The organism is Pseudomonas haemolytica, assembly GCF_009659625.1.
GTDB lineage: Bacteria > Pseudomonadota > Gammaproteobacteria > Pseudomonadales > Pseudomonadaceae > Aquipseudomonas > Aquipseudomonas haemolytica.
In genome coordinates, this window is sequence record NZ_VOIW01000002.1 from 720,870 (window position 1) to 742,042 (window position 21,173).

General features: G+C 61.5%; 20 protein-coding genes. 13 read left to right on the top strand and 7 right to left on the bottom strand.

All coding sequences use genetic code 11. The annotated features are described in order from the left end of the window. The first annotated feature begins 9 nt into the window (after positions 1 to 9). Both FRT59_RS09525 and FRT59_RS09530 read left to right on the top strand, forming a co-directional pair. Positions 10 to 378 (top strand): hypothetical protein, encoded by a 369-nt coding sequence (locus tag FRT59_RS09525; RefSeq protein WP_152612296.1) that lies wholly within the window; start codon positions 10 to 12, stop codon positions 376 to 378. Positions 379 to 401: 23 nt separating this feature from the next. Continuing rightward, entirely contained in the window at positions 402 to 1,187 is a 786-nt protein-coding gene (locus tag FRT59_RS09530) for an outer membrane protein OmpK (protein ID WP_034116999.1), read from the top strand. 48 nt (positions 1,188 to 1,235) lie between these two features. On the opposite strand, the gene FRT59_RS09535 is transcribed toward FRT59_RS09530, so the two are convergent. Beyond that, entirely contained in the window at positions 1,236 to 2,384 is a 1,149-nt protein-coding gene (locus FRT59_RS09535) for a patatin-like phospholipase family protein (RefSeq protein WP_153838074.1), read from the bottom strand. Between the two features lie 30 nt (positions 2,385 to 2,414). Beyond that, entirely contained in the window at positions 2,415 to 3,350 is a 936-nt protein-coding gene (locus FRT59_RS09540; RefSeq protein ID WP_153838075.1) for a lipid A biosynthesis lauroyl acyltransferase, read from the bottom strand. Between the two features lie 119 nt (positions 3,351 to 3,469). Between FRT59_RS09540 and minC the strand changes: the two genes are divergently transcribed. From minC to FRT59_RS09575, 8 genes are all read left to right on the top strand, one after another. After that, a complete protein-coding gene (gene minC / locus FRT59_RS09545) occupies positions 3,470 to 4,207 on the top strand; it encodes a septum site-determining protein MinC (RefSeq protein WP_034117002.1) in 738 nt (245 codons plus the stop codon). A gap of 200 nt (positions 4,208 to 4,407) precedes the next feature. Next, positions 4,408 to 5,220, top strand: coding sequence for a septum site-determining protein MinD (gene minD, locus FRT59_RS09550; RefSeq protein WP_003175251.1), 813 nt, complete (start codon positions 4,408 to 4,410; stop codon positions 5,218 to 5,220). 3 nt (positions 5,221 to 5,223) lie between these two features. Beyond that, positions 5,224 to 5,478, top strand: a complete 255-nt coding sequence (minE, locus tag FRT59_RS09555) for a cell division topological specificity factor MinE (RefSeq protein ID WP_003175252.1) — start codon at positions 5,224 to 5,226, stop codon at positions 5,476 to 5,478. Between the two features lie 96 nt (positions 5,479 to 5,574). Next, a complete protein-coding gene (locus tag FRT59_RS09560) occupies positions 5,575 to 6,210 on the top strand; it encodes an RluA family pseudouridine synthase (protein WP_005789965.1) in 636 nt (211 codons plus the stop codon). Between the two features lie 186 nt (positions 6,211 to 6,396). Further along, on the top strand, positions 6,397 to 7,686 hold the full coding sequence (locus FRT59_RS09565) for a M18 family aminopeptidase (RefSeq protein WP_153871050.1): 1,290 nt from the start codon (positions 6,397 to 6,399) through the stop codon (positions 7,684 to 7,686). Positions 7,687 to 7,910: 224 nt separating this feature from the next. Then, positions 7,911 to 8,078, top strand: a complete 168-nt coding sequence (locus FRT59_RS26985) for a hypothetical protein (protein WP_162524839.1) — start codon at positions 7,911 to 7,913, stop codon at positions 8,076 to 8,078. A 72-nt stretch (positions 8,079 to 8,150) separates the two neighbouring features. Next, entirely contained in the window at positions 8,151 to 10,316 is a 2,166-nt protein-coding gene (locus tag FRT59_RS09570; protein ID WP_198832769.1) for a mechanosensitive ion channel family protein, read from the top strand. A 16-nt stretch (positions 10,317 to 10,332) separates the two neighbouring features. Next, positions 10,333 to 11,679 (top strand): amidohydrolase, encoded by a 1,347-nt coding sequence (locus tag FRT59_RS09575; RefSeq protein ID WP_153871051.1) that lies wholly within the window; start codon positions 10,333 to 10,335, stop codon positions 11,677 to 11,679. A gap of 115 nt (positions 11,680 to 11,794) precedes the next feature. Here FRT59_RS09575 and FRT59_RS09580 read toward each other — a convergent pair whose 3' ends face one another. The 5 genes from FRT59_RS09580 to FRT59_RS09600 all read right to left on the bottom strand — a co-directional run bounded on the left by FRT59_RS09580 (position 11,795) and on the right by FRT59_RS09600 (position 17,659). Then, on the bottom strand, positions 11,795 to 12,019 hold the full coding sequence (locus tag FRT59_RS09580; RefSeq protein WP_034117011.1) for an MbtH family protein: 225 nt from the start codon (positions 12,017 to 12,019) through the stop codon (positions 11,795 to 11,797). Between the two features lie 82 nt (positions 12,020 to 12,101). Continuing rightward, positions 12,102 to 13,499 carry an aspartate aminotransferase family protein gene (locus FRT59_RS09585; protein ID WP_034117012.1) on the bottom strand — a complete coding sequence of 466 codons (1,398 nt, stop codon included), beginning with the start codon at positions 13,497 to 13,499 and terminating at the stop codon, positions 12,102 to 12,104. Positions 13,500 to 14,770: 1,271 nt separating this feature from the next. Beyond that, positions 14,771 to 15,538, bottom strand: coding sequence for an N-acetylmuramoyl-L-alanine amidase (locus FRT59_RS09590; RefSeq protein ID WP_153871052.1), 768 nt, complete (start codon positions 15,536 to 15,538; stop codon positions 14,771 to 14,773). 121 nt (positions 15,539 to 15,659) lie between these two features. After that, positions 15,660 to 16,979 (bottom strand): sensor histidine kinase, encoded by a 1,320-nt coding sequence (locus FRT59_RS09595; protein WP_153871053.1) that lies wholly within the window; start codon positions 16,977 to 16,979, stop codon positions 15,660 to 15,662. After that, the gene (locus FRT59_RS09600) at positions 16,979 to 17,659 is read right to left on the bottom strand and encodes a response regulator (protein WP_153838081.1); all 681 of its coding nucleotides are present in this window, start codon (positions 17,657 to 17,659) and stop codon (positions 16,979 to 16,981) included. Before FRT59_RS09600 ends, FRT59_RS09595 begins: the two co-directional genes overlap by 1 nt. 175 nt (positions 17,660 to 17,834) lie before the next feature. Here FRT59_RS09600 and dsbD point away from each other — a divergent pair, with 175 nt between their 5' ends. The 3 genes from dsbD to dsbG are packed head-to-tail and all read left to right on the top strand — an operon-like array spanning position 17,835 to position 21,144. Continuing rightward, on the top strand, positions 17,835 to 19,562 hold the full coding sequence (gene dsbD, locus FRT59_RS09605; RefSeq protein WP_153871054.1) for a protein-disulfide reductase DsbD: 1,728 nt from the start codon (positions 17,835 to 17,837) through the stop codon (positions 19,560 to 19,562). Next, the gene (locus FRT59_RS09610; RefSeq protein ID WP_153871055.1) at positions 19,562 to 20,407 is read left to right on the top strand and encodes a TlpA disulfide reductase family protein; all 846 of its coding nucleotides are present in this window, start codon (positions 19,562 to 19,564) and stop codon (positions 20,405 to 20,407) included. Before dsbD ends, FRT59_RS09610 begins: the two co-directional genes overlap by 1 nt. Next, on the top strand, positions 20,383 to 21,144 hold the full coding sequence (gene dsbG, locus FRT59_RS09615) for a thiol:disulfide interchange protein DsbG (RefSeq protein ID WP_153871056.1): 762 nt from the start codon (positions 20,383 to 20,385) through the stop codon (positions 21,142 to 21,144). Before FRT59_RS09610 ends, dsbG begins: the two co-directional genes overlap by 25 nt. Positions 21,145 to 21,173 lie beyond the last annotated feature (29 nt).

Consider the following 21,173-nt stretch of genomic DNA (forward strand, 5'->3'; position numbering starts at 1 on the left):
TAACACCGTATGCACGCCATTCACCCGGGGCCGGCCACACACCGCGCCCCATTCTTGCCCCACGCGCTCTGTTACAGCGCACTTGAGCCCAGGCCTGGGAGCCAGTATTCTCCGCGCCCGCTCGAATCGACTCAAAAAAAAACAGCGAATGTAAAAGCTGACTTCAAGGCCAACTTATCCCGGCCTGATGTTGGCTGCCAAAGTGCGCAAAAGTCCTCTGAATTCGACTGCATCCCTTGCAGCCGACGGGGATTTTTTGGTTTTTCAAACACCTTGGCGCAGCTCTTGCTAAAAGCATTAAAGCTGACCGAACAGACGATTTTTGCAGCGAACCAAAAGGCGCCATACCAGAGCGCCTGCGTAGAAGAAAAACCATAAAACTTTAACTCGGGAGCAACCGAATGAAACCTATGTTCAAAGGCCTGATGCTGGCGGGATCCCTGCTGGCCGGTGGCCAGGCCGTGGCCGGTGACTTGTTGCAGTGGCAGAACAACAGCCTGACTTACCTGTGGGGCAAGAGCTTTACCGTCAACCCACAGATCCAGCAAACCGTCACCTTCGAACATGCCGACGCATGGAAGTACGGCGACAACTTCTTCTTCCTCGACCGTATCTTTTACAACGGCAAGGAAGACGGCAACGTGGGTCCGAATACTTATTACGGCGAGTTCAGCCCGCGTTTGTCATTCGGCAAGATCTTCGATAAAGACCTGTCATTCGGCCCGATCAAGGATGTGCTGCTGGCGTTCACCTACGAGTTCGGCGAAGGCGATAACGAATCGTACCTGGTCGGCCCGGCCTTCGACTTGAACATCCCCGGCTTCGATTACTTCCAGCTGAACTTCTACCAGCGCCAGACCGAAGGCAATCGCCCGGGTGACGGTGTCTGGCAGATCACCCCGGTTTGGTCGTACACCATTCCCGTGGGCAACTCCGACGTGCTGATCGACGGCTTCATGGATTGGGTGGTGGATAACGACAAGAACGCCCGTGGCACTTATCACGCCAACTTGCACTTCAACCCGCAGGTCAAATACGACCTGGGTAAAGCGCTGCATTGGGGCGACAAGCAGTTGTATGTAGGTTTTGAATACGACTACTGGAAGAACAAGTACGGGATTGAAGACAGCGGCGCTTTCAAGACGACTCAGGACACGGCGAGCTTCCTGGTCAAGTACCACTTCTGATTGAACACAGCAGTTCAAATGTGGGAGGGGGCTTGCCCCCTCCCACATTTAGCTCAGTGTCAGGCCCAGAAACCGGGTTATTTCCTCACGCTTGGCCAACGCATCCTTGCGGCCCAGTTCAATCAACTCACTGCAATACCCAGCCTCGAACAACAAGTAACTCAACACCCCCGCCCCGCTCGTCTTCGTCGCCCCCGGGCCACGCAAGAACAAGCGCAACGCCGCGGGCAATTCCTGACGATGCCGTGCAGCGATTTCATCGATGGGTTGGCTGGGTGCAATCACCAGCACTTCCACCGGCGCCAGGCCCTGTACCGCTGCATCAGCAGGCACGACACGACTGAACTGGTTCAAGCGCTCCAGCAGTTCGATATCGCTTTCCAGGCTGTCGATGAATGTGCTGTTGAGCATGTGCCCGCCGATTTGCGCCAGGGTCGGTTCCTGGCCGGTGTAGGTGCGTTGCATCGAAGGCTCATTGCCCCGTGGGTTGCCACTCACGCCGACCACCAACACGCGGCTGGCCCCAAGGTGCAAGGCCGGGCTGATGGGCGCCGACTGCCGCACCGCGCCATCGCCGAAATACTCCTGATCGAGCTTGACCGGGGCGAACAGCAGCGGGATCGCCGAACTCGCCAGCAGGTGGTCCACCGTCAATTGGGTCGGCACGCCGATCCGCCGATGGCGCAGCCAGGCATCGATGGTGCCGCCGCCTTGATAAAAGGTCACGGCTTGCCCGGACTCGTAACCAAAGGCCGTTACCGCCACCGCCTGCAGATGCTTGCGGCGGATGGCCTCGTCGATGCCGTCCAGGTTCAAGCGCGCTTGCAGCAGGTCGCGTAGCGGCGAACTGTTGAGCAGCGCCACCGGCACCTGGGCGCCGAAGCCCAACAGGCTGTGGGTCAGGAAGCGGCTCGCCTGGCGGATCACCCCCGGCCAGTCGCTGCGCAGCACCTGATGGCTGCGAAAGCCCTGCCAGAATGCCGTCAGCCGTTGGATAGCCGCGCAGAAATCGGTGGCCCCACTGGCCAGACTCACCGCATTGATCGCACCAGCGGACGTGCCGACGATCACCGGGAAAGGATTCGGCGCCCCAGGCGGCAGCAACTCGGCAATCGCCGCCAGCACCCCCACCTGATACGCCGCTCGCGCCCCGCCGCCGGAAAGAATCAAGCCTGTGACCGGTTCAACTGGGCGCATTGCGTCACTCCATGTGGGGTAAATCAGCTCTTATCGACGGCGTTTTTCGTACAACTTGGGTTCACCCGCAGGCCGGCTCTTGAAGCGGCGGTGGGTCCACAGGTATTGCTCGGGGCAGTCGCGCACCGAGGCTTCGACCCATTGGTTGATGCGCAGGCAGTCGATTTCGTCGGTTTCCCCTGGGAAGTCGGTCAACGGCGGATGGATCACCAAGCGGTAACCACTGCCATCGGCCAGGCGCTCCTGGGTGAACGGCACTACGAGCGCCTTGCCCAGGCGGGCGAACTTGCTGGTGGCGGTGACGGTGGCGGCCTGGATGCCGAACAGCGGCACGAAGATGCTTTGCTTGGCGCCGTAATCCTGGTCCGGTGCGTACCAGATGGCCCGGCCGGCACGCAGCAGCTTGAGCATGCCGCGCACGTCGTCACGCTCCACGGCCAGGGAATCGAGGTTATGGCGTTCGCGGCCACGGCGCTGGATAAAGTCGAACAGCGGGTTGCCGTGTTCGCGGTACATGCCATCGATGGTGTGTTTCTGCCCGAGCAGGGCCGCGCCGATTTCCAGGGTGGTGAAGTGCAAGGCCATGAGGATCACGCCCTTGCCTTCCAACTGCGCCTGCTTGAGGTGTTCGAGCCCTTCGACATGGGCCAGGCGTGCCAGGCGTGGCTTGGGCCACCACCAGCTCATGGCCATTTCAAAGAAGGCGATGCCGGTGGAGGCGAAATTTTCCTTGAGCAGGCGTTTACGTTCCTTGGCGGATTTTTCCGGGAAGCACAGCTCAAGGTTGCGGGCCGCGATACGGCGGCGATCACCCGCCACGCGGTACATGCCCGCGCCCAGCAGGCGACCAATGGTCAACAGCGCCCGGTACGGCAACTGGGTGACCAGCCACAACAGGCCGAGCCCCAGCCATAGCAGCCAAAAACGCGGATGAAAAAATACAGCTCGAAAACGCGGGCGATCCATTACAGATTCCGGTAAAGACAAGGGCCGCGCATTCTACAACGGTTCGACTCGGCTTGCGGCGGGTGAGTGTTCTCGTTATAAGTCTCGACACTTTTCGTGACAAGCCGCTTTCGCCGACCATGAGCCAAACCGAACCGCTAGACCAAGATCCCGTGTTCCAGCTGAAAGGCAGCATGCTCGCCATTACCGTGCTGGAACTGGCCCGCAACGACCTCGATGCCCTGGACCGCCAGTTGGCCGCCAAGGTCGCCCTGGCGCCGAACTTTTTCAACAATGCCCCGCTGGTACTCGCCCTAGACAAACTGCCGGCCGGCCAAGGTGCGATTGATTTGCCCGGGCTGATGCGTGTGTGTCGCTCCCATGGCTTGCGTACCCTGGCGATTCGCGCCAGCCGCATCGAAGACATCGCCGCCGCCATCGCCATTGAACTGCCAGTACTGCCACCGTCCGGCGCCCGTGAGCGTCCGCTGGAACCATTGGTCGGTGAAGAGAAGAAAAAACCGGAAAAACCACCCGAGCCTGCGATCAAGCCTACAAAGATCATCACCTCGCCGGTACGCGGCGGGCAGCAGATTTACGCCCAGGGTGGCGACCTTGTGGTGATCTCCTCGGTCAGCCCGGGGGCGGAACTTCTTGCCGATGGCAATATCCATGTATACGGCCCGATGCGCGGACGTGCCCTCGCCGGCATCAAGGGCGATACCAAGGCCCGTATTTTTTGCCAGCAGTTGACCGCTGAGCTAGTGTCCATCGCAGGCCAGTACAAGGTTTCAGAAGATTTGCGCCGTGATCCGCTGTGGGGGGCTTCGGTGCAGGTCAACCTGTCGGGCGATGTGTTGAACATCATCCGTCTTTAACGGATACTGCCGCATTTTCCAAGCATCTCTAGACTCTGATAGCAAAGCGAAACCGGCAAGACTTGTGTAGGAATATTTGGAAGTTAGTGTCTCCCTACGGAAACACCATCTTTTTCCTACAAGGGCTGTCCGCCTGCAGCGAGTTCCAAGAGATGTTTTTCAGGGACTGAAAAGTCCTTTTTCCTTAGGGGTGAAACACCTTGGCCAAGATTCTCGTGGTTACATCCGGCAAGGGTGGTGTGGGTAAGACCACCACCAGCGCCGCTATCGGTACCGGCCTCGCTCTGCGCGGCCACAAGACAGTCATCGTCGACTTCGACGTCGGTTTGCGTAACCTCGACCTGATCATGGGCTGCGAGCGCCGCGTGGTGTACGACTTCGTCAACGTGGTGAACGGCGAAGCCAACCTGCAACAGGCCCTGATCAAGGACAAGCGCCTTGAGAACCTGTACGTGCTGGCCGCCAGCCAGACCCGTGACAAAGACGCGCTGACCAAAGAAGGCGTGGGCAAAGTCCTCGCTGAGCTGAAAGAAACCTTCGAATACGTAGTGTGCGATTCCCCGGCGGGTATCGAAACCGGCGCTCACCTGGCGATGTACTTCGCCGATGAAGCCATCGTGGTAACCAACCCGGAAGTTTCCTCGGTACGTGACTCGGACCGCATGCTCGGCCTGCTGGCCAGCAAGTCCAAGCGCGCCGAAGAAGGCCAGGACCCGATCAAGGAGCACCTGCTGCTCACCCGCTACAACCCTGAGCGCGTCAGCAATGGCGAAATGCTCGGCGTTGAAGACGTGAAGGAAATCCTCGCAGTGACCCTGCTGGGCGTGATTCCGGAATCCCAGGCCGTACTGAAGGCATCCAACCAGGGTGTGCCGGTGATTCTTGACGACCAGAGCGACGCCGGCCAGGCGTACAGCGATGCAGTGGATCGCTTGCTGGGCAAGACCGTGGAACACCGCTTCCTCGATGTTAAGAAGAAGGGATTCTTCGAGCGTATCTTTGGAGGCAACTAAACAATGAAATTTCTCGACTTCTTTCGCGCCAACAAAAAGCCAAGTACCGCGTCGGTAGCGAAAGAGCGTCTACAGATCATCGTGGCGCACGAACGCGGCCAACGCAGCACGCCGGACTACCTGCCAGCCTTGCAGAAGGAACTGGTCGAGGTGATCCGCAAGTACGTCAATATCGGCAACGATGACGTGCATGTCGCCCTGGAAAATGACGGCAGTTGCTCGATTCTGGAACTCAATATCACCCTGCCCGATCGTTGATCGAAAGGGCGGTCGCCACGGCGGCTCGGTCACCTTGATCCCTTTTCGGGAACCGGGTGGGCGAGCCGCCGTTGGCGTTTGTTACGAGGCTGTTTAATGCCGCTGTCCAATATCCATATCCTGCATCAGGACGACGCTGTCCTGGTGGTGAACAAGCCAACCCTGCTGCTCTCGGTGCCGGGTCGCGCCGACGACAACAAGGACTGCCTGATTACCCGCCTGCAGGAAAACGGTTACCCCGAGGCCCGCATCGTCCATCGCCTGGACTGGGAAACCTCGGGGATCATCCTGCTGGCCCGGGACGCCGATACCCACCGCGAACTGTCCCGCCAGTTTCATGACCGCGAAACCGAAAAAGCCTACACCGCCTTGGCCTGGGGTCAGCCGGAACTGGACAGCGGCAGCATCGACCTGCCCCTGCGCTACGACCCGCCGACCAAGCCACGCCATGTGGTGGACCACGAGTTCGGCAAGCACGCGCTGACCTTCTGGAAAGTGCTGGAGCGTTGCGGCGACTGGTGCCGGGTAGAGCTGACACCGATCACCGGGCGTTCGCATCAGTTACGTGTGCACATGTTGTCTATCGGGCATCCGTTGCTCGGTGATGGTTTGTATGCCCATGAACAGGCCCTGGCCGCCTGGCCCCGCCTGTGCCTGCATGCGAGCATGCTGAGTTTCACTCATCCGCAAAGCGGCGAGCGTTTGCGCTTCGAGTGCCCTGCCCCGTTCTAGAATTGGCAATACAATCAAAACTGTGGGAGGGGGCTTGCTCCCGATGGCGGAGTGTCAGTCACTGAATCTGTTGACTGACCCACCGCATCGCGAGCAAGCCCCCTCCCACATTCAGTTCTGTGTCAGTTCTAGACACCGAGTCAAACCAATACGGTAAACTCCGCGCATTGCTGTCTGGAGCTACTTATGCGCGAAGCGTTGAATCAAGGCCTGATCGACTTCCTCAAGGCCTCCCCTACTCCTTTTCATGCCACTGCCGCCCTCGCCCAGCGCCTGGAAGCGGCCGGTTACCAGCGCCTCGACGAGCGCGACACCTGGACCACCGAGGCCAACGGTCGCTACTACGTGACCCGCAACGATTCCTCGATCATCGCCTTCAAGCTCGGCCGTCACTCGCCGCTGCAAGGCGGCATCCGCCTGGTCGGCGCCCACACCGACAGCCCATGCCTGCGGGTCAAGCCCCAGCCTGAGCTGCAACGCCAGGGTTTCTGGCAGTTGGGTGTGGAAGTCTACGGCGGCGCGCTGCTGGCCCCGTGGTTCGACCGCGACCTGTCCCTGGCCGGCCGCGTGACCTTCCGCCGCGACGGCAAGGTCGAAAGCCAATTGATCGACTTCAAGCTGCCGATCGCGATCATTCCCAACCTGGCCATTCACCTCAACCGTGAAGCGAACCAGGGCTGGGCGATCAATGCCCAGACCGAGCTGCCACCGATCCTCGCGCAGTTTGCCGGTGACGAACGCGTGGACTTCCGCGCCGTGCTCACCGAGCAGTTGGCCCGTGAGCATGGGTTGAACGCTGACGTGGTGCTCGACTACGAGCTGAGCTTCTACGACACCCAAAGCGCTGCGGTCATCGGCCTCAATGGCGACTTCATCGCCGGCGCACGCCTGGACAACCTGCTGTCGTGCTACGCCGGGCTGCAAGCCTTGCTCACCAGCGAGACCGACGAAACCTGCGTACTGGTGTGCAACGACCACGAAGAAGTCGGATCCTGCTCGGCCTGCGGTGCCGATGGCCCGATGCTGGAACAGACCCTGCGCCGCCTGTTACCCGAAGGTGATGAGTTCGTACGTACCATTCAGAAATCCCTGTTGGTATCGGCAGACAACGCCCACGGCGTGCACCCTAACTACGCCGAGAAACACGATGCCAACCACGGCCCGAAACTCAACGCCGGCCCGGTGATCAAGGTCAACAGCAACCAGCGCTACGCCACCAACAGCGAAACCGCCGGGTTCTTCCGCCACCTGTGCATGGCCCTGGAGGTGCCGGTGCAGAGCTTCGTGGTGCGCAGTGACATGGGCTGCGGCTCGACCATCGGCCCCATCACCGCCAGCCACCTGGGCGTGCGCACCGTGGATATCGGCTTGCCGACCTTTGCCATGCACTCCATTCGAGAGTTGTGCGGCAGCCATGACCTGGCGCATCTGGTGAAGGTGTTGGGTGCGTTCTACGCCAGTCGCGACTTGCCCTGATTTGATGGGCAAAATGTGATCGAAATGTGGGAGGGGGCTTGCTCCCGATGGCGGCGGGTCAGTCACCCGAAGCAGTGGCTGACACTCCGCCATCGGGAGCAAGCCCCCTCCCACATTTGGTTGGGTGTACTGCCAGACTGACCTATATCACCTGCACTTCTGATAATCCGGCCTAGACTTGTCAAAATTCCCACTCCGACAAGGCCGCCTCCACGATGATCTCAATGTCCTCGTTCCACACCATGCTCATCCCCATTGTGATCGGCATGATCATGCTCGCGGTCGGTTTCAACTTTCGCGACAAGCCCCTCGGCGTGTTCGGCATGTGGGTCGGCATGCTGTTGATCCTGGGCACCGTGGTGTACAAGATCCTCGCCAAACTGGCGCAATGACAAATGCGCTCGCATTGGGCATAGCGGCCTCGTACACTCGGTCAACTCGTCGTTTTCAAGGTTGACCGCCTCGTGTTCTCCCGTCTGTTTGCCCTGCCCTGCTACCTGCTGATCACCCTGCTCACGCTGCTGCCGCTGACGTCCGCCCAAGCCGTGGGCTTGCCCGGGATGCTGGGCAGCTCCAGCAAGACCCAACCCCAGGCCGAAGTGCCCCTGGGCCAGTCGCTGGACGAGGTGATCAAGACCCTCGAGAACGACCAGCAGCGAACCCAGTTGCTGAGCGACCTGAAGAAACTGCGCGCCGCCACGCAAAAGGCCCAACCCGCCGCCGAACAAGGTGTGCTTGGGTTGATCGGCAGCACACTGTCGGGCTTTGAACAGCAGTTCTCCGGCGCCGACAGCCCGCTGGGGCGCTGGTCCAATGAAGTGGACCTGGCCAAGGAAGAACTGGGTGCCCTGATGCTGCCAGCCAGCGAGTGGCTGCCGATCATCTTCGGGTTTGCCTTGATTTTAGCGGTGTGGAGCCTGCTGGCCGCCGCGCTGATCTGGCTCAGCCATCGGGTACGCGAGCGCTTCGGCCTACCCGAGGAGCTGCCGCAACACCCACGCACCTGGGACATGCTGCGCTTCGCCCTACGCAAGCTGGGGCCTTGGCTGATTGCTTTGGTGATCACGGTTTACCTCAGCTACGCGCTGCCTTCATCCCTGGGCAAGTCCCTGGCGATGGTGCTGGCCTACGCCTTGGTAGTCGGCACCTGTTTCTCGGCCATCTGCGTGATCGCCTTCTCCGTGCTCGATGGCCCGCACCGCCACCGCGCCCTGTATATCCTGCGCCACCAGGCGTTCCGCCCGTTGTGGTGGATCGGCAGTTTTGCGGCCTTCGGTGAAGCCTTGAGCGACCCGCGACTGGTCGAGGCGCTCGGCCAGCACCTGGCCCACACCGCCGCGACCGTAGCCAATGTAATGGCCGCGTTGTCCACCGGCGTGTTCATCCTGCGTTTCCGCCGACCGATTGCGCACTTGATCCGTAACCAGCCGCTGTCGCGTCGCCTGACCCGGCGTGCGCTCACCGACACCCTGTCAATTATCGGCACCTTCTGGTACCTGCCAGCCCTGTTGCTGGTCGGTATCTCGCTGTTCGCCACCTTCCTGTCGGCCGGCGACAGCAGCACCGCCCTGCGCCAGTCGCTGCTGTGCACGGTGTTGCTGGTGTTGTGCATGGTGATCAATGGTCTGGTGCGCCGCCACGCCCTCAAGCCACAACGCGGGCACAAGCGCCACGCGCTGTATTCCGAGCGCCTGAAAAGCTTTGTCTACACCCTGGCCCACCTGGTGGTGTGGCTGGTGTTTATCGAACTGGGCCTGCGCGTGTGGGGCCTGTCGCTGATTCGCTTTACCGAAGGCGACGGCCATGAAATCAGCGTCAAGCTGTTCGGCCTGGCCGGCACGCTGCTGTTTGCCTGGCTGATCTGGATCCTCAGCGACACCGCAATCCACCATGCCCTGACCCGCTCGCGCAAAGGCCTGGCCAATGCGCGTGCGCAGACCATGATGCCGTTGATCCGCAACGTGCTGTTCGTGACCATCTTTATCATCGCCGCCATCGTCGCCCTGGCGAACATGGGCATGAACGTCACGCCACTGCTGGCCGGTGCCGGTGTGATCGGTCTGGCCATCGGTTTTGGTGCGCAGTCGCTGGTGGCGGACTTGATCACCGGTTTGTTCATCATCATCGAAGACTCCCTGGCCATCGACGACTACGTGGATGTCGGCGGCCACCTCGGTACAGTGGAGGGCCTGACCATCCGTACCGTGCGCCTGCGCGATATCGACGGCATCGTGCACACCATCCCGTTCAGCGAAATCAAGAGCATCAAGAACTACTCCCGGGAGTTCGGCTATGCGATCTTCCGGGTGGCGATCCCGTACAACATGGAGATCGACGACGCGATCAAGCTGATGCGCGATGTCGGCCATGCCATGCGCAACGACCCACTGCAACGCCGCAATATCTGGTCTCCGCTGGAGATCCAGGGTGTGGAGAGTTTCGAGTCCGGCAGCGCGATCCTGCGCGCACGCTTCAAGACCGCACCGATCAAGCAGTGGGAAGTGTCGCGGGCGTTCAACCTGTCGCTCAAGCGCCATCTGGATGAAGCCGGGCTCGACCTGGCGACGCCGCGCTTGAGTGTGCAGGTGGTCACCGCCGGCAGCGTGCAGGAGAAAGACCAACAACAATAAATAGAGAGAGGTTTGTATGCGTTTGAACGGTCTGACACACCAGTGGGTATTCGGCTTGCTCTGCGGGGTGGCGAGTAGTGCGGTGATTGCCGCCAGCAGCGGCCAGGACAGTGCCCGGGAGGAGATTGCCACCCAGGCAAAAATCCTCGAACCGGCCTTACTGGAAACCCGCCGCGATATCCACGCTCATCCGGAGTTGGGCAACACCGAAACCCGCACCGCCGAGCTGGTCGCCAAACAGCTGCGCGACCTTGGCCTTGAGGTGAAAACGGGCGTGGCCCGCACCGGCGTCGTCGCCACCTTGAAAGGCGCCCTGCCCGGCCCGACCGTGGCCCTGCGCGCCGATATGGATGCGCTGCCGGTCAAGGAAGTCGCTGACCTGCCTTTCGCCTCCAAAGCCAAAGGCACCTACCTGGGCAAGGAAGTTGACGTGATGCACGCCTGCGGCCACGACGCCCACACCGCAATCCTGCTGAGCACTGCGAAGATTCTTACCGGTATGCGCGAGCGCCTGCCCGGCACCGTGGTGTTCTATTTCCAACCGGCTGAAGAAGGCCCGAGCGACTTCATCCCCGATGGCAAGAACACCTGGGGCGCGAAGATGATGGTGCAGGAAGGCGTAATGAAAGCGCCGAAACCCGACGCGGTGTTCGGCCTGCATCTGTGGGCCGGTGTACCCGCCGGGCAAATCGCCTACCGCCCGGGGCCGACCCTGGCCAGCTCCGATGACCTGCGCATCAAGATCCTCGGCAAACAGACCCACGCCGGTCGCCCGTGGGATGGCATCGACCCGATCACCGTTGGCGCACAGACCATTGTCGGCCTGCAAACCGTGGTCAGCCGCCGTACCGATATATCCTCATTTCCCTCTGTGGTGAGCATCGGCACCATTAACGGTGGCACCCGCTACAACATCATCCCCGAGTCGGTGGACATGAGCGGCACCATTCGCTCCTACGACTACGGCATTCGCCAGAAGCTGCATGCGGACGTGCGCCAGACCGTAGAAAAAATTGCCGAGAGCGGCGGCGCCAAGGCCGAAGTAACGATCATCGAGAAGTACGACCCCACCATCAACAACCCGGCGCTGACCGAAAAAATGCTGCCAAGCCTGCGTTGGGCGGCCCAGGATGATGTGGTGCAAGGCCCGTTGGTGGGAGGCGCCGAAGACTTCTCGTTTTATGCCAAAGAAGCGCCGGGGCTGTTTGTGTTCCTGGGGGTGACCCCGAGGGATCAGGACATGAGCAAGGCCGCGCCAAATCACAACCCGGGGTTCTTTGTGGATGAGTCGGCGTTGGTGGTGGGCGTGAGGACGCTGGCGTCGTTGGCGACGGATTATCTCTACGCCAACACACCGCAGTAGTGCTTCTTAATGTGGGAGGGGGCTTGCTCCCGATAGCGGTGTGCCAGGTTGAACATATTCACCTGATGTACCGCCATCGGGGGCAAGCCCCCTCCCACATTTGAACCGAGGTGAATCAGTTGGCCAGCACGGCACCATCCATCTTCTGGCGCAGGCTCAACGGGCGCATATCAGTCCACACTTCCTCGATGTAGGCCAGACACTCTTTCTTCATGCCGCTCTTGCCCACCGTACGCCAGCCTTCAGGCACAGCCTTGTAGTCGGGCCAGATCGAATACTGCTCTTCGTGGTTGACCACTACCTGAAACAGGATGTCGTCGCGGTCAAATACTGAGGTCATTGCTGTTCTCCATCGCTCAAAGGCTGGCTGCGCACCACGCGCAGCACTGATATCTGTAGAAACGTACCAAGGGCCTGGAAAATTAGACGCTGGCGACCGCTGCCGCCAGGGCACGCCCGAAGATCTCGGCCACCTGGTCAACCTCGGCAGCAGTGATCACCAGCGGTGGCAGGAAGCGCACCACGCTGCCATGGCGCCCGCCCAACTCCAGGATCAGGCCGCGCTTGAGGCATTCACGCTGCACCAGCGGCGCCAACTGGCGATGTACCGGTGGGTGGCCCTGGCTATCAGGCGTGCCTGTCGGGTCGACCAATTCCACCCCCAGCATCAGCCCACGGCCACGAATATCCCCCAGGTGCGGGAAGTCGCGCTGCAGGATGCGCAGGTGTTCACCCAGGCGCTCCCCCATGGCCGCCGCATGGCCAGCCAGGTCGTGATCCTTGAGGTAGCGCATCACCGCCGAGCCCGCCGCCATCGCCATCTGGTTGCCCCGGAACGTCCCGGCATGGGCGCCCGGCAGCCAGGTGTCGAGCCAGTCGCGATACACCACCACCGCCAACGGCAGGCTGCCGCCAATGGCCTTGGACATCACCACCACATCCGGAATGATGCCGGCGTGTTCGAACGCGAACATCTTGCCGGTGCGCCCGAAGCCACTCTGGATTTCATCGACGATCAGCGCTACACCCGCCTGCTCGGTGATACGTCTCAGGCCACGCAGCCAGTCGAGGTCCGCCGGAATCACGCCGCCCTCGCCCTGAACCACTTCGACAATCACCGCCGCTGGCAACAACACCCCGGCTTCCGGATCGTTGAGCAGGTTTTCCAGGTAATGCAGGTTGACCCGCACACCCTCCGCGCCGCCCAGGCCGAACGGGCAACGGTAGTCATACGGGAATGGCAGGAATTGCACGCCATTGCTGAGCAACGCGCCCAAGGGTTTCTTCGGCCCCAGGCTGCCCATCAGACTCAACGCACCCTGGCTCATGCCGTGATAACCGCCCTGGAACGACAGCACGGTGCTGCGCCCGGTGGCGGTGCGCACCAGTTTCAATGCGGCTTCCACCGCATCGGTGCCGGTGGGGCCGCAGAACTGGATCTTCGCTTCTCGCGCCAATTCAGAGGGCAGCACACCGAACAGGTCCTGCACGAACTGATCCTTGACCGGCGTAGTCAGGTCGAGGGTGTGCAGGGGCAGTTCATCGCTCAGCACTTGCTGTATCGCCTGGATCACCACTGGGTGGTTATGCCCCAGCGCCAGGGTCCCGGCGCCGGCCAGGCAGTCGATGAAACGCCGTCCCTCGACGTCTTCCACATAGATGCCCTTGGCACGCTTGAGCGCCAGGGGGATGCGTCGCGGGTAGCTGCGGGCGTTGGATTCCTGCTGGCGCTGGCGGGCCAGCAGCGGGGTTTCGTCGAACTGGTAGAGCGTTTCCGCAGGCGCCAGGGCGTCTTCGATAAGGCTGGTAGCGACTGACATCTCTCGATCCCTCAATACGCTGGTGATGGTGACCAAACTGCCGATCCGTTGGCGTCTGGCCCAAGGGCATGCGCACGGATTTCCTGTTCTGGAGACGCATCAGCTTGAAGAGGATTTAGGGGACGACGGTTGTTAATTGATGAATAAAGATCCAAATGTGGGAGGCGGCCCAGCTTGCTGCGCGACAGCGCAACGTCGACGATATGAACGGGTGGTTGGGTTTTTGGACCGGGTACATATCCGTTATTTAGGTAACGGCCACTATAGGTTCCGCTCTTACAGCGGCTCACTTTTGAGAAGCGCAAAAGTAAGCAAAACGTCCTCGCCCCACCACTCGGCACCTCGCTTAGGCTCGGTGTGCCCGTAATCCGACATGGATTTGGGGGGCCGCCGCCACGCGCCATCCATGGCGCGGGGCGGCTAAACCGGCATCCCTGCCGGTTTACCCCCCAAATCCATGTCGAATTCCGGCCAGCGTGGTTTAACGGGGCGCCTAAGATCAAAATCAAAAGCAAAAGCGAGGCGGCCTTGTAGCCGACCTGATCGATGCTGCGTGCGCGTACCCCTGTGGGAGCGGGCTTGCTCGCGAAAGCGGTGGGTCAGTCAACCTCACTGTTTGCTGGGCCGGCGTCTTCGCGGGCAAGTCGAATCGTCGCACCGCCGCTCCCACATTTGATCTTCGCTGCCTTGAGCATTTCGTTCGCTTAACTGACCCGCTCCCACAGAAAAGCAGAAACGCCGCCAGCGTATCTACGATGCGAAGCGAGTCGCTCTTGATCTGGCTTTTGATCTTGATCTTAGGCGCCCCGTCAAACCACGCTGGCCGAACGCAGGCTTGAATCCGTGGGTAACCCGGCAGGACGCCGGGTTAGCCGCACTGGGCCATGGATGGCCCATTGCGGCGGCCCACGGATTCAAGCCTGCGTTCGGGCACACCGAGCATTAGCGAGGTGCCGAGTGGTGGGGCGAGGACCTTTTGCTTACTTTTGGGTCCTTCCAAAAGTGAGCCGCTGTAAGAGCGGAACCCTAAGTGGCCGTTACCTAAATAACGGATATGTACTCGGTCAAAACCCCCAACATCCTGGTCGGCTGTCAGGCCGCCATCGGGGGCAAGCCCCCTCCCACAGGTTCAGGACCACGCCAAAACTGAGTAGATTCCCACGCCGACCCACCACTATGGCAGGCAACCCCTCTTACTAAACAGTTTGCTGCGCCACAGCGTCACATCGACGATGGGGTGGGGACTCCCACATTCGAACCGCGATCGGCGCTCAAAGCCCACGGTATTTTTCGTTCAGTGCATACAAAATCGCGCAGGTCTGCGCATCCAGGAATCCACAATAATCCCTCGGCCGAAAGTGCATCTGAAACGCCCGGGTTCGCCGCTCAAATGCCTGCCGATTCTGCGCCGGCTTATACCCATAACGCTGAAACGCCCGCTCCACCTCGACCTCTGGCGGCAAGCCGACACAAAAGCGACGCTGGTACATCGCCCGGGTCGGCTCATCAAACCAGGCGCCTACTCCGGCTTCATGCAGAAAATGCCAGGGCAACCGAGGCCCGGGATCGCTCTTGCGCCAATAGGCCACGTCTGAATGCCCGAGAATGTCGGTCGGCCCAATCTGCGGGTAACGCCCGAGAATGTCGCGAACCAACGCAACCAACACGTCAATCTGCTCTTCAGGGTACTGAGGAAAGGTAAATGCACCCGCGTCATCCCGCGCCAGGTTAACGATCTCAATGCCAATCGATCGGCCGTTAAGATTGCCCCTCCCGCCCCAGTAGCTCACCCCCGCATGCCAGGCGCGCTTGCCCTCGTCCACCAGGCGAAACACGCGTAACTCTTCATAACCTGCAGCGCGGTAGCTGGGTTCATCGGGGTCGGGCAGCAGGTAGTGGGCGCTGACGCCATCTTGAGTCAGGGTGCCCAGGGATGAAGCAAAGGGCGCCGCCGTGTAGTGCAGGATGATCTGCCGCACGGATTCGCCGTCGCGGTCGTTGAAATCCTTGGCAGGGAAACTGGTATCGATAACCAACATAAGAACCGTCCTTTTCAATTCAGGCCGACTCATTCGGCCCGTTCAAGCGCAAAAAATTACCGCCATCCTGAAGGGTTGAATTTCAGGCGGGCGGTAATTATTTGGCACGTGAAAAGAAGGTTCAGCGACGCAACGGCATACCCAGGTCAACCCGCAAGCCGTCCGGCTGGCTGTCGAATGTCAACGAGCAGGAGCAGCGCTGCACAATCGCCTGGACGATGGCCAGGCCCAGGCCACAGCCTTCGCTGTTGCCATTGCGCCAGAAACGCTGGGTGAGGTATTGCAGGTCTTCGCTGGAGATCTGCTTGCCATGGTCACGCACGCGGAAAACCACGTGTTGAGCGTTGCTGGACACGCTCAGTTCCACCCGGGTATCGGCCGGGGTATGGCGCAAGGCATTGTCCAGCAGGTTGCGCAAGGCGGCGACGGCCAGGCCCACGGGCATTTCCACCGGGCGGTTGGAAAGATCGTTCGTCAAGATCAGGTCGATCCGACGATTGTCACCGGCGTTGGCGTCCTGGATCGCCAGCCGTGCCACTTCCTCGGCACTGGACTGCACGCCATCGTCAAACGACAGGCTGCCCTCCACCCGCGCCAGCAGCAACAGTTGCTCCAAGGTGCGATGCAGACGGTCAGCGCCTTCCTCCGCGTGGGCCAGGGACTGGTCGCGGGCCGCGCCCTCGGTCATGCGTGCCACCTGCAGGTGAGTCTTGATGGCCGTCAATGGGCTGCGTAGCTCATGAGCGGCGTCTCCGGTAAGGCGGCGTTCGCGCTCGATGGTCTTGGCAATGCGTTGCAGCAATTGGTTCTGGGTGTCGAGCAGCGGCTTGAGCTCGCTGGGCAACGGGTGAATCTGTAGGGGCTCAAGGGAATCGGCACTGCGGCGCATCAAGGCGTCACGCATGCGATTGAGCGGCACCAGGCTCTGGCCGATACCCAACCACAGCAGGCACAGGCACCCCAGCAAGGCCACGCCGACCGGCACCGAGGCAGCCAGCAGTATCGACAGGTTGAGAGCTTCGCGCTCCACCTGGCGGTCGGCGGTGGTAATCAGCAAGTCACCACGGGACAACGTGAAACTGCGCCAGCCCACACCATCGATGACCTGGTCACGAAACCCACTCTTGCGCGACTCCAGCCCCTCCTCGGGCGTGGTGTGGCTGCGCGCCAGGATCTCACCGCGCAGAGAGCTGACCTGGCAAGCCATGCCACCCGGCACATTCAGTTGTTCAGCGCGCAAATGCGTACCGGCGCTGACACTGGCCAAACCCGGCATCTGCTCGGTCAGCCCCGCCACCATGCGCGCCGAGGCCACCAGGCGCTGGTCGAGGGAAAACATCATCTGGTTGCGCAAATCGTTGAGCATCCAGGCTGCCGCCAGCACCCAGATAAGCACAAAGGCGGCGCCCAGCTTGAACGTCAGGCGCAGGCGCAAGCTCATCACTGGGTGTTCTCTCCAGCATCCGCCGGGCCCAGGCGATAGCCCAGGCCCCGGACGGTTTCGACGATACCGTTGCCCAATTTGCGCCGCAGGTGGTGGATATGCACGTTGAGCGCATTGCTTTCGAGCTCGTCATTGAAGCCGTATACGCTGTCCTTGAGCTGTTCGCTGGACAGCACGCGGCCCTTGTTATGCAGCAACGCCTGCAACAGCGCCTGTTCGCGACGGGACAGGTCCACCGGTTGGCCACCCAGGAAAGTCTCGCGGCTGCTGGGGTCGTAGGCCAGGCGGCCATGTTCGATCAGGTTGACGCTACGCCCTGCCACCCGGCGCAACAGGGTTTGCAGGCGAGCCGCGAGTTCACGCAGGTCGAAGGGCTTGAGCAGGTAGTCATCGGCGCCGGCTTGCAGGCCATCGACACGGTTGGTCACCGAGTCCCGCGCAGTGAGGATCAACACCGGGATCTCCAAGCCCTGGCTGCGCTGTTGTTGCAGCAGCTTGAGGCCGTCTTCGTCAGGCAGGCCGAGGTCGAGCACCATGATGTCGAAGGCCGCTGCCTTGAGCATCGCCCGCGCTGCCGAGGCTGTGGCCACGCGCTCCACCGTGAAGCCCTGGGCAGTGAGGCCGGCCACGATGCCGCTGGCGATCAGTTCGTCGTCTTCACAAACCAGTACGTGCATGGTGAACCCTTCATGAAAGATGGGAGGATTAAAAGTGCAGCGGATTAAGCGCCGATTATGCCGTGAAAAGAAGCAAGCTCGGACAATCCCTACACTTTAGAATAGCCCCGGTTAATCATCGGTTAATCAACGCCACACATTGTGTGCCTCACTTGCATCGAACTAAGGCTTGACCATGCGGCATCTATTGACCTTTCTGCTGGTGTTGTTCGCAGGATTCGCCCAGGCAGCGCCGGGCAGTCCCTTCGAAACCAAACCCGACTTTCTCCCGGTGGGCAAAGCCTTCACCTTTACCTCTGAACGTCTTGAAAGTGGCGAGACACAACTGTATTGGCAGATTGCCGACGGTTACTACCTGTACCAGCAACGCATGAAGTTCGACGGTCTCGCCGAACAGCCGGTGCTGCCTCAGGGTGAAGCCCATAGCGATGAGTTCTTCGGCGAGCAGCAAGTGTACCGCCAGGGCCTGGAGGTGAAGATCCCCGCCGGCGCCACTGGCCAGGTCAAGCTGGGCTGGCAGGGCTGTGCCGATGCGGGCCTGTGCTATCCGCCACAGTCGATTACCGTAGACCTGGGCGGCAACCCGGCTGTAGCCGCTACCGCGCAGGCCCAGGACCAAAGCCTGGCCAGCGGCCTGCAACAGCGCAGCCTGGGTTGGAGCCTGCTGGTATTCTTTGGCCTGGGCCTGCTATTAGCGTTTGCACCCTGCTCGTTGCCGATGCTGCCGATTCTCGCCGGCCTGGTAGTCGGCAGTGGCGCCAGCCCGCGTCGTGGCTTTGCCCTGGCCGGCAGCTACGTGGTGTGCATGGCGCTGGTGTATGCGGCCCTGGGTGTGGTGGCCGCATTGCTCGGCGCCAACCTCGCCGCACTGCTGCAAACCCCATGGATCCTGGGTAGTTTTGCCGCCTTGTTTGTGGTGCTCGCCCTGCCGATGTTCGGCGTCTTTGAACTGCAACTGCCCGCCTTCCTGCGTGACCGTCTCGATAACGTCAGCCGTCAGCAAAGCGGCGGCAGCCTGGTGGGTGCCGGGGTACTCGGCGCGCTGTCCGGTCTGCTGGTGGGCCCGTGCATGACTGCGCCCCTGGCCGGCGCCCTGCTGTATATCGCCCAGAGCGGCAATGCGTTGCACGGTGGCCTGATCCTGTTCGCCATGGGTATCGGTATCGGTATTCCGCTGTTGTTGCTGGTCACTGTGGGCAACCGCTTCCTGCCCAAGCCGGGCACCTGGATGAATGTGCTCAAGGGCATCTTCGGCTTCCTGTTCCTGGGTACCGCCGTGCTGATGATTCGCCCCGTGGTCGACGACAGCCTGTGGATCGGCTTGTGGGGCGCCCTGGCGCTGGTGATGGCCTACTGCGGCTGGACGCTGGCCCGTGAGTTCGGCCTGGCGGCCAAGGTCTTCGGCGCCGGCTCCCTGGTATTGGGCCTGTGGGGCGCGGTGCTGGTGGTGGGTGCAGCGGGTGGCAGCGATGAGCTGTGGCAACCGTTGAAGGTCTACAGCGGCTCGCGGATCGCCAGTGCACCGAGCGCCCATGATGCGTTCATGACCATCAATGACCCGGCCGCGCTGCAAAGCCAACTCGACAGCGCCAAGGCGCAGGGCCAATGGGTGCTGCTGGACTACTACGCCGACTGGTGCGTGTCGTGCAAGATCATGGAGAAACAGGTCTTCGGCAAACCCGAAGTGATGGATGCGCTCAAAGACGTGCGCCTGCTGCGCCTGGACGTCACCGCCGACAACGCCGCCAGCCGCGAGCTGCTGGGCCGTTACAAAGTACCGGGGCCGCCGAGTTTCGTGTGGATCGGCCCGGACGGTGACGAACGCCGCGCCCAACGCATCACCGGCGAAGTGGATGCGGCTGCCTTCCTGCAACGCTGGACCCAGACACGGAACGCGCTCTGATGCTGACCTTCACCATCGGCACCTTCGCCATTGCCCTGAATCATCTGCTGCTGATCAGCGCGCTGATTCTCGCCACCCTGGTGGGCTGGCGCGTAGCCAAGCGCGGCGGTGAGAACCCTGAGTCGGTGCTGTTCAGCCTGTTCCTGCTGGGCATGCTCGCCGCCCGTGTCAGCTTTGTGTTGATGTACTGGAGTTATTACAGCAACGACTGGGTCGAGATGGTCGACTTGCGCGACGGTGGCTTTCTTGCGTGGCCCGGGATTATCGCGCTGGTGCTCGGCGCGCTGGCGTACGGCTGGCGTCGCCCGCCCCTGCGCAAGCCGCTCTGCGCCGGGGTGATCACCGGCCTGGTGTTCTGGGGCATGGCCAACCTGTCCCTCAGCGTTTACGAAAAAGGCACCCGCCTGCCGGACATCACCTTGCGCAATGCCAATGGCGAAGTGGTGCAACTGGCGGACTACCAGGGCGGGCCGCTGGTGATCAACCTGTGGGCTACATGGTGCCCGCCGTGCCGTCGCGAAATGCCGGTGCTGGAAAGCGCCCAGCGCCTGCGCCCCGACGTGACCTTCCTGTTCGTCAACCAGGCCGAAAGCATGCAAAGCGTCAGCACCTACCTGGCCACCCAGGGCCTGAATCTCGATAACGTGCTGTTCGACGCCAGCGGCCGCCTCGGCCAGGCCGTGGGTTCCATGGCGCTGCCGACCACGCTGTTCTACCAAGCCGATGGGCGCCTGATCAACAGCCACCTGGGCGAACTATCCGACGCCAGCCTGGCCCGCGCCATGGAACCCTTCGACAACGCCACAACAAGGAAACCGACATGCCTCGCCTCCGCCACTTGCTGACCCTGCTGCCTTTGACGCTCGCTGCCACCCTGGCACACGCCGAAGACTGGCCGGCGCCGATCAAGCAGATCGAAGCCAAGGGCGCCAAGATCATCGGCACATTCGACGCCCCCAGCGGCCTCACCGGCTACGCCGCGCAGTACCAGAACCGAGGCATGGCGCTGTACCTGACCGCCGACGGCAAGCACGTGATCGCCGGCAACCTGTACGACGCCCAGGGCAATGACCTGAGCACCGCGCCCCTGGAAAAGCTGGTGTACGCGCCGATGGCCAAGGAAGTCTGGGCCAAGATGGAAAAAAGCAGCTGGATCCAGGACGGCGATAAAAACGCACCGCGCACCGTTTACCTGTTCAGCGACCCCAACTGCCCGTACTGCAACATGTTCTGGGAACAGGCGCGCCCATGGGTCAAGGCCGGCAAGGTGCAGTTGCGCCACATCATGGTCGGCATCATCCGCGAAGACAGCCCAGGCAAATCCGCCGCCCTGCTCGCCGCCAAAGACCCGCAAAAAGCCCTGCAGGAACACGAAGCCGCCGGCAAGGGCAGCAAGCTCAAGGCTCTGGAGAAGATCCCGGCCGATGTCGAGGCCAAGCTCGATGCCAATATGAAGTTGATGGATGAGCTGGAGTTGTCGGCGACGCCGGCGATTTTCTATCTGGATGACAAGGGTGGGTTGCAGCAGCAGCAGGGGGCGCCTTCGCCGGAGAAGTTGATCAAGATACTGGGTACCCGATAAAGGGTCATGCCAAAGCAAAAGGCCTCCAG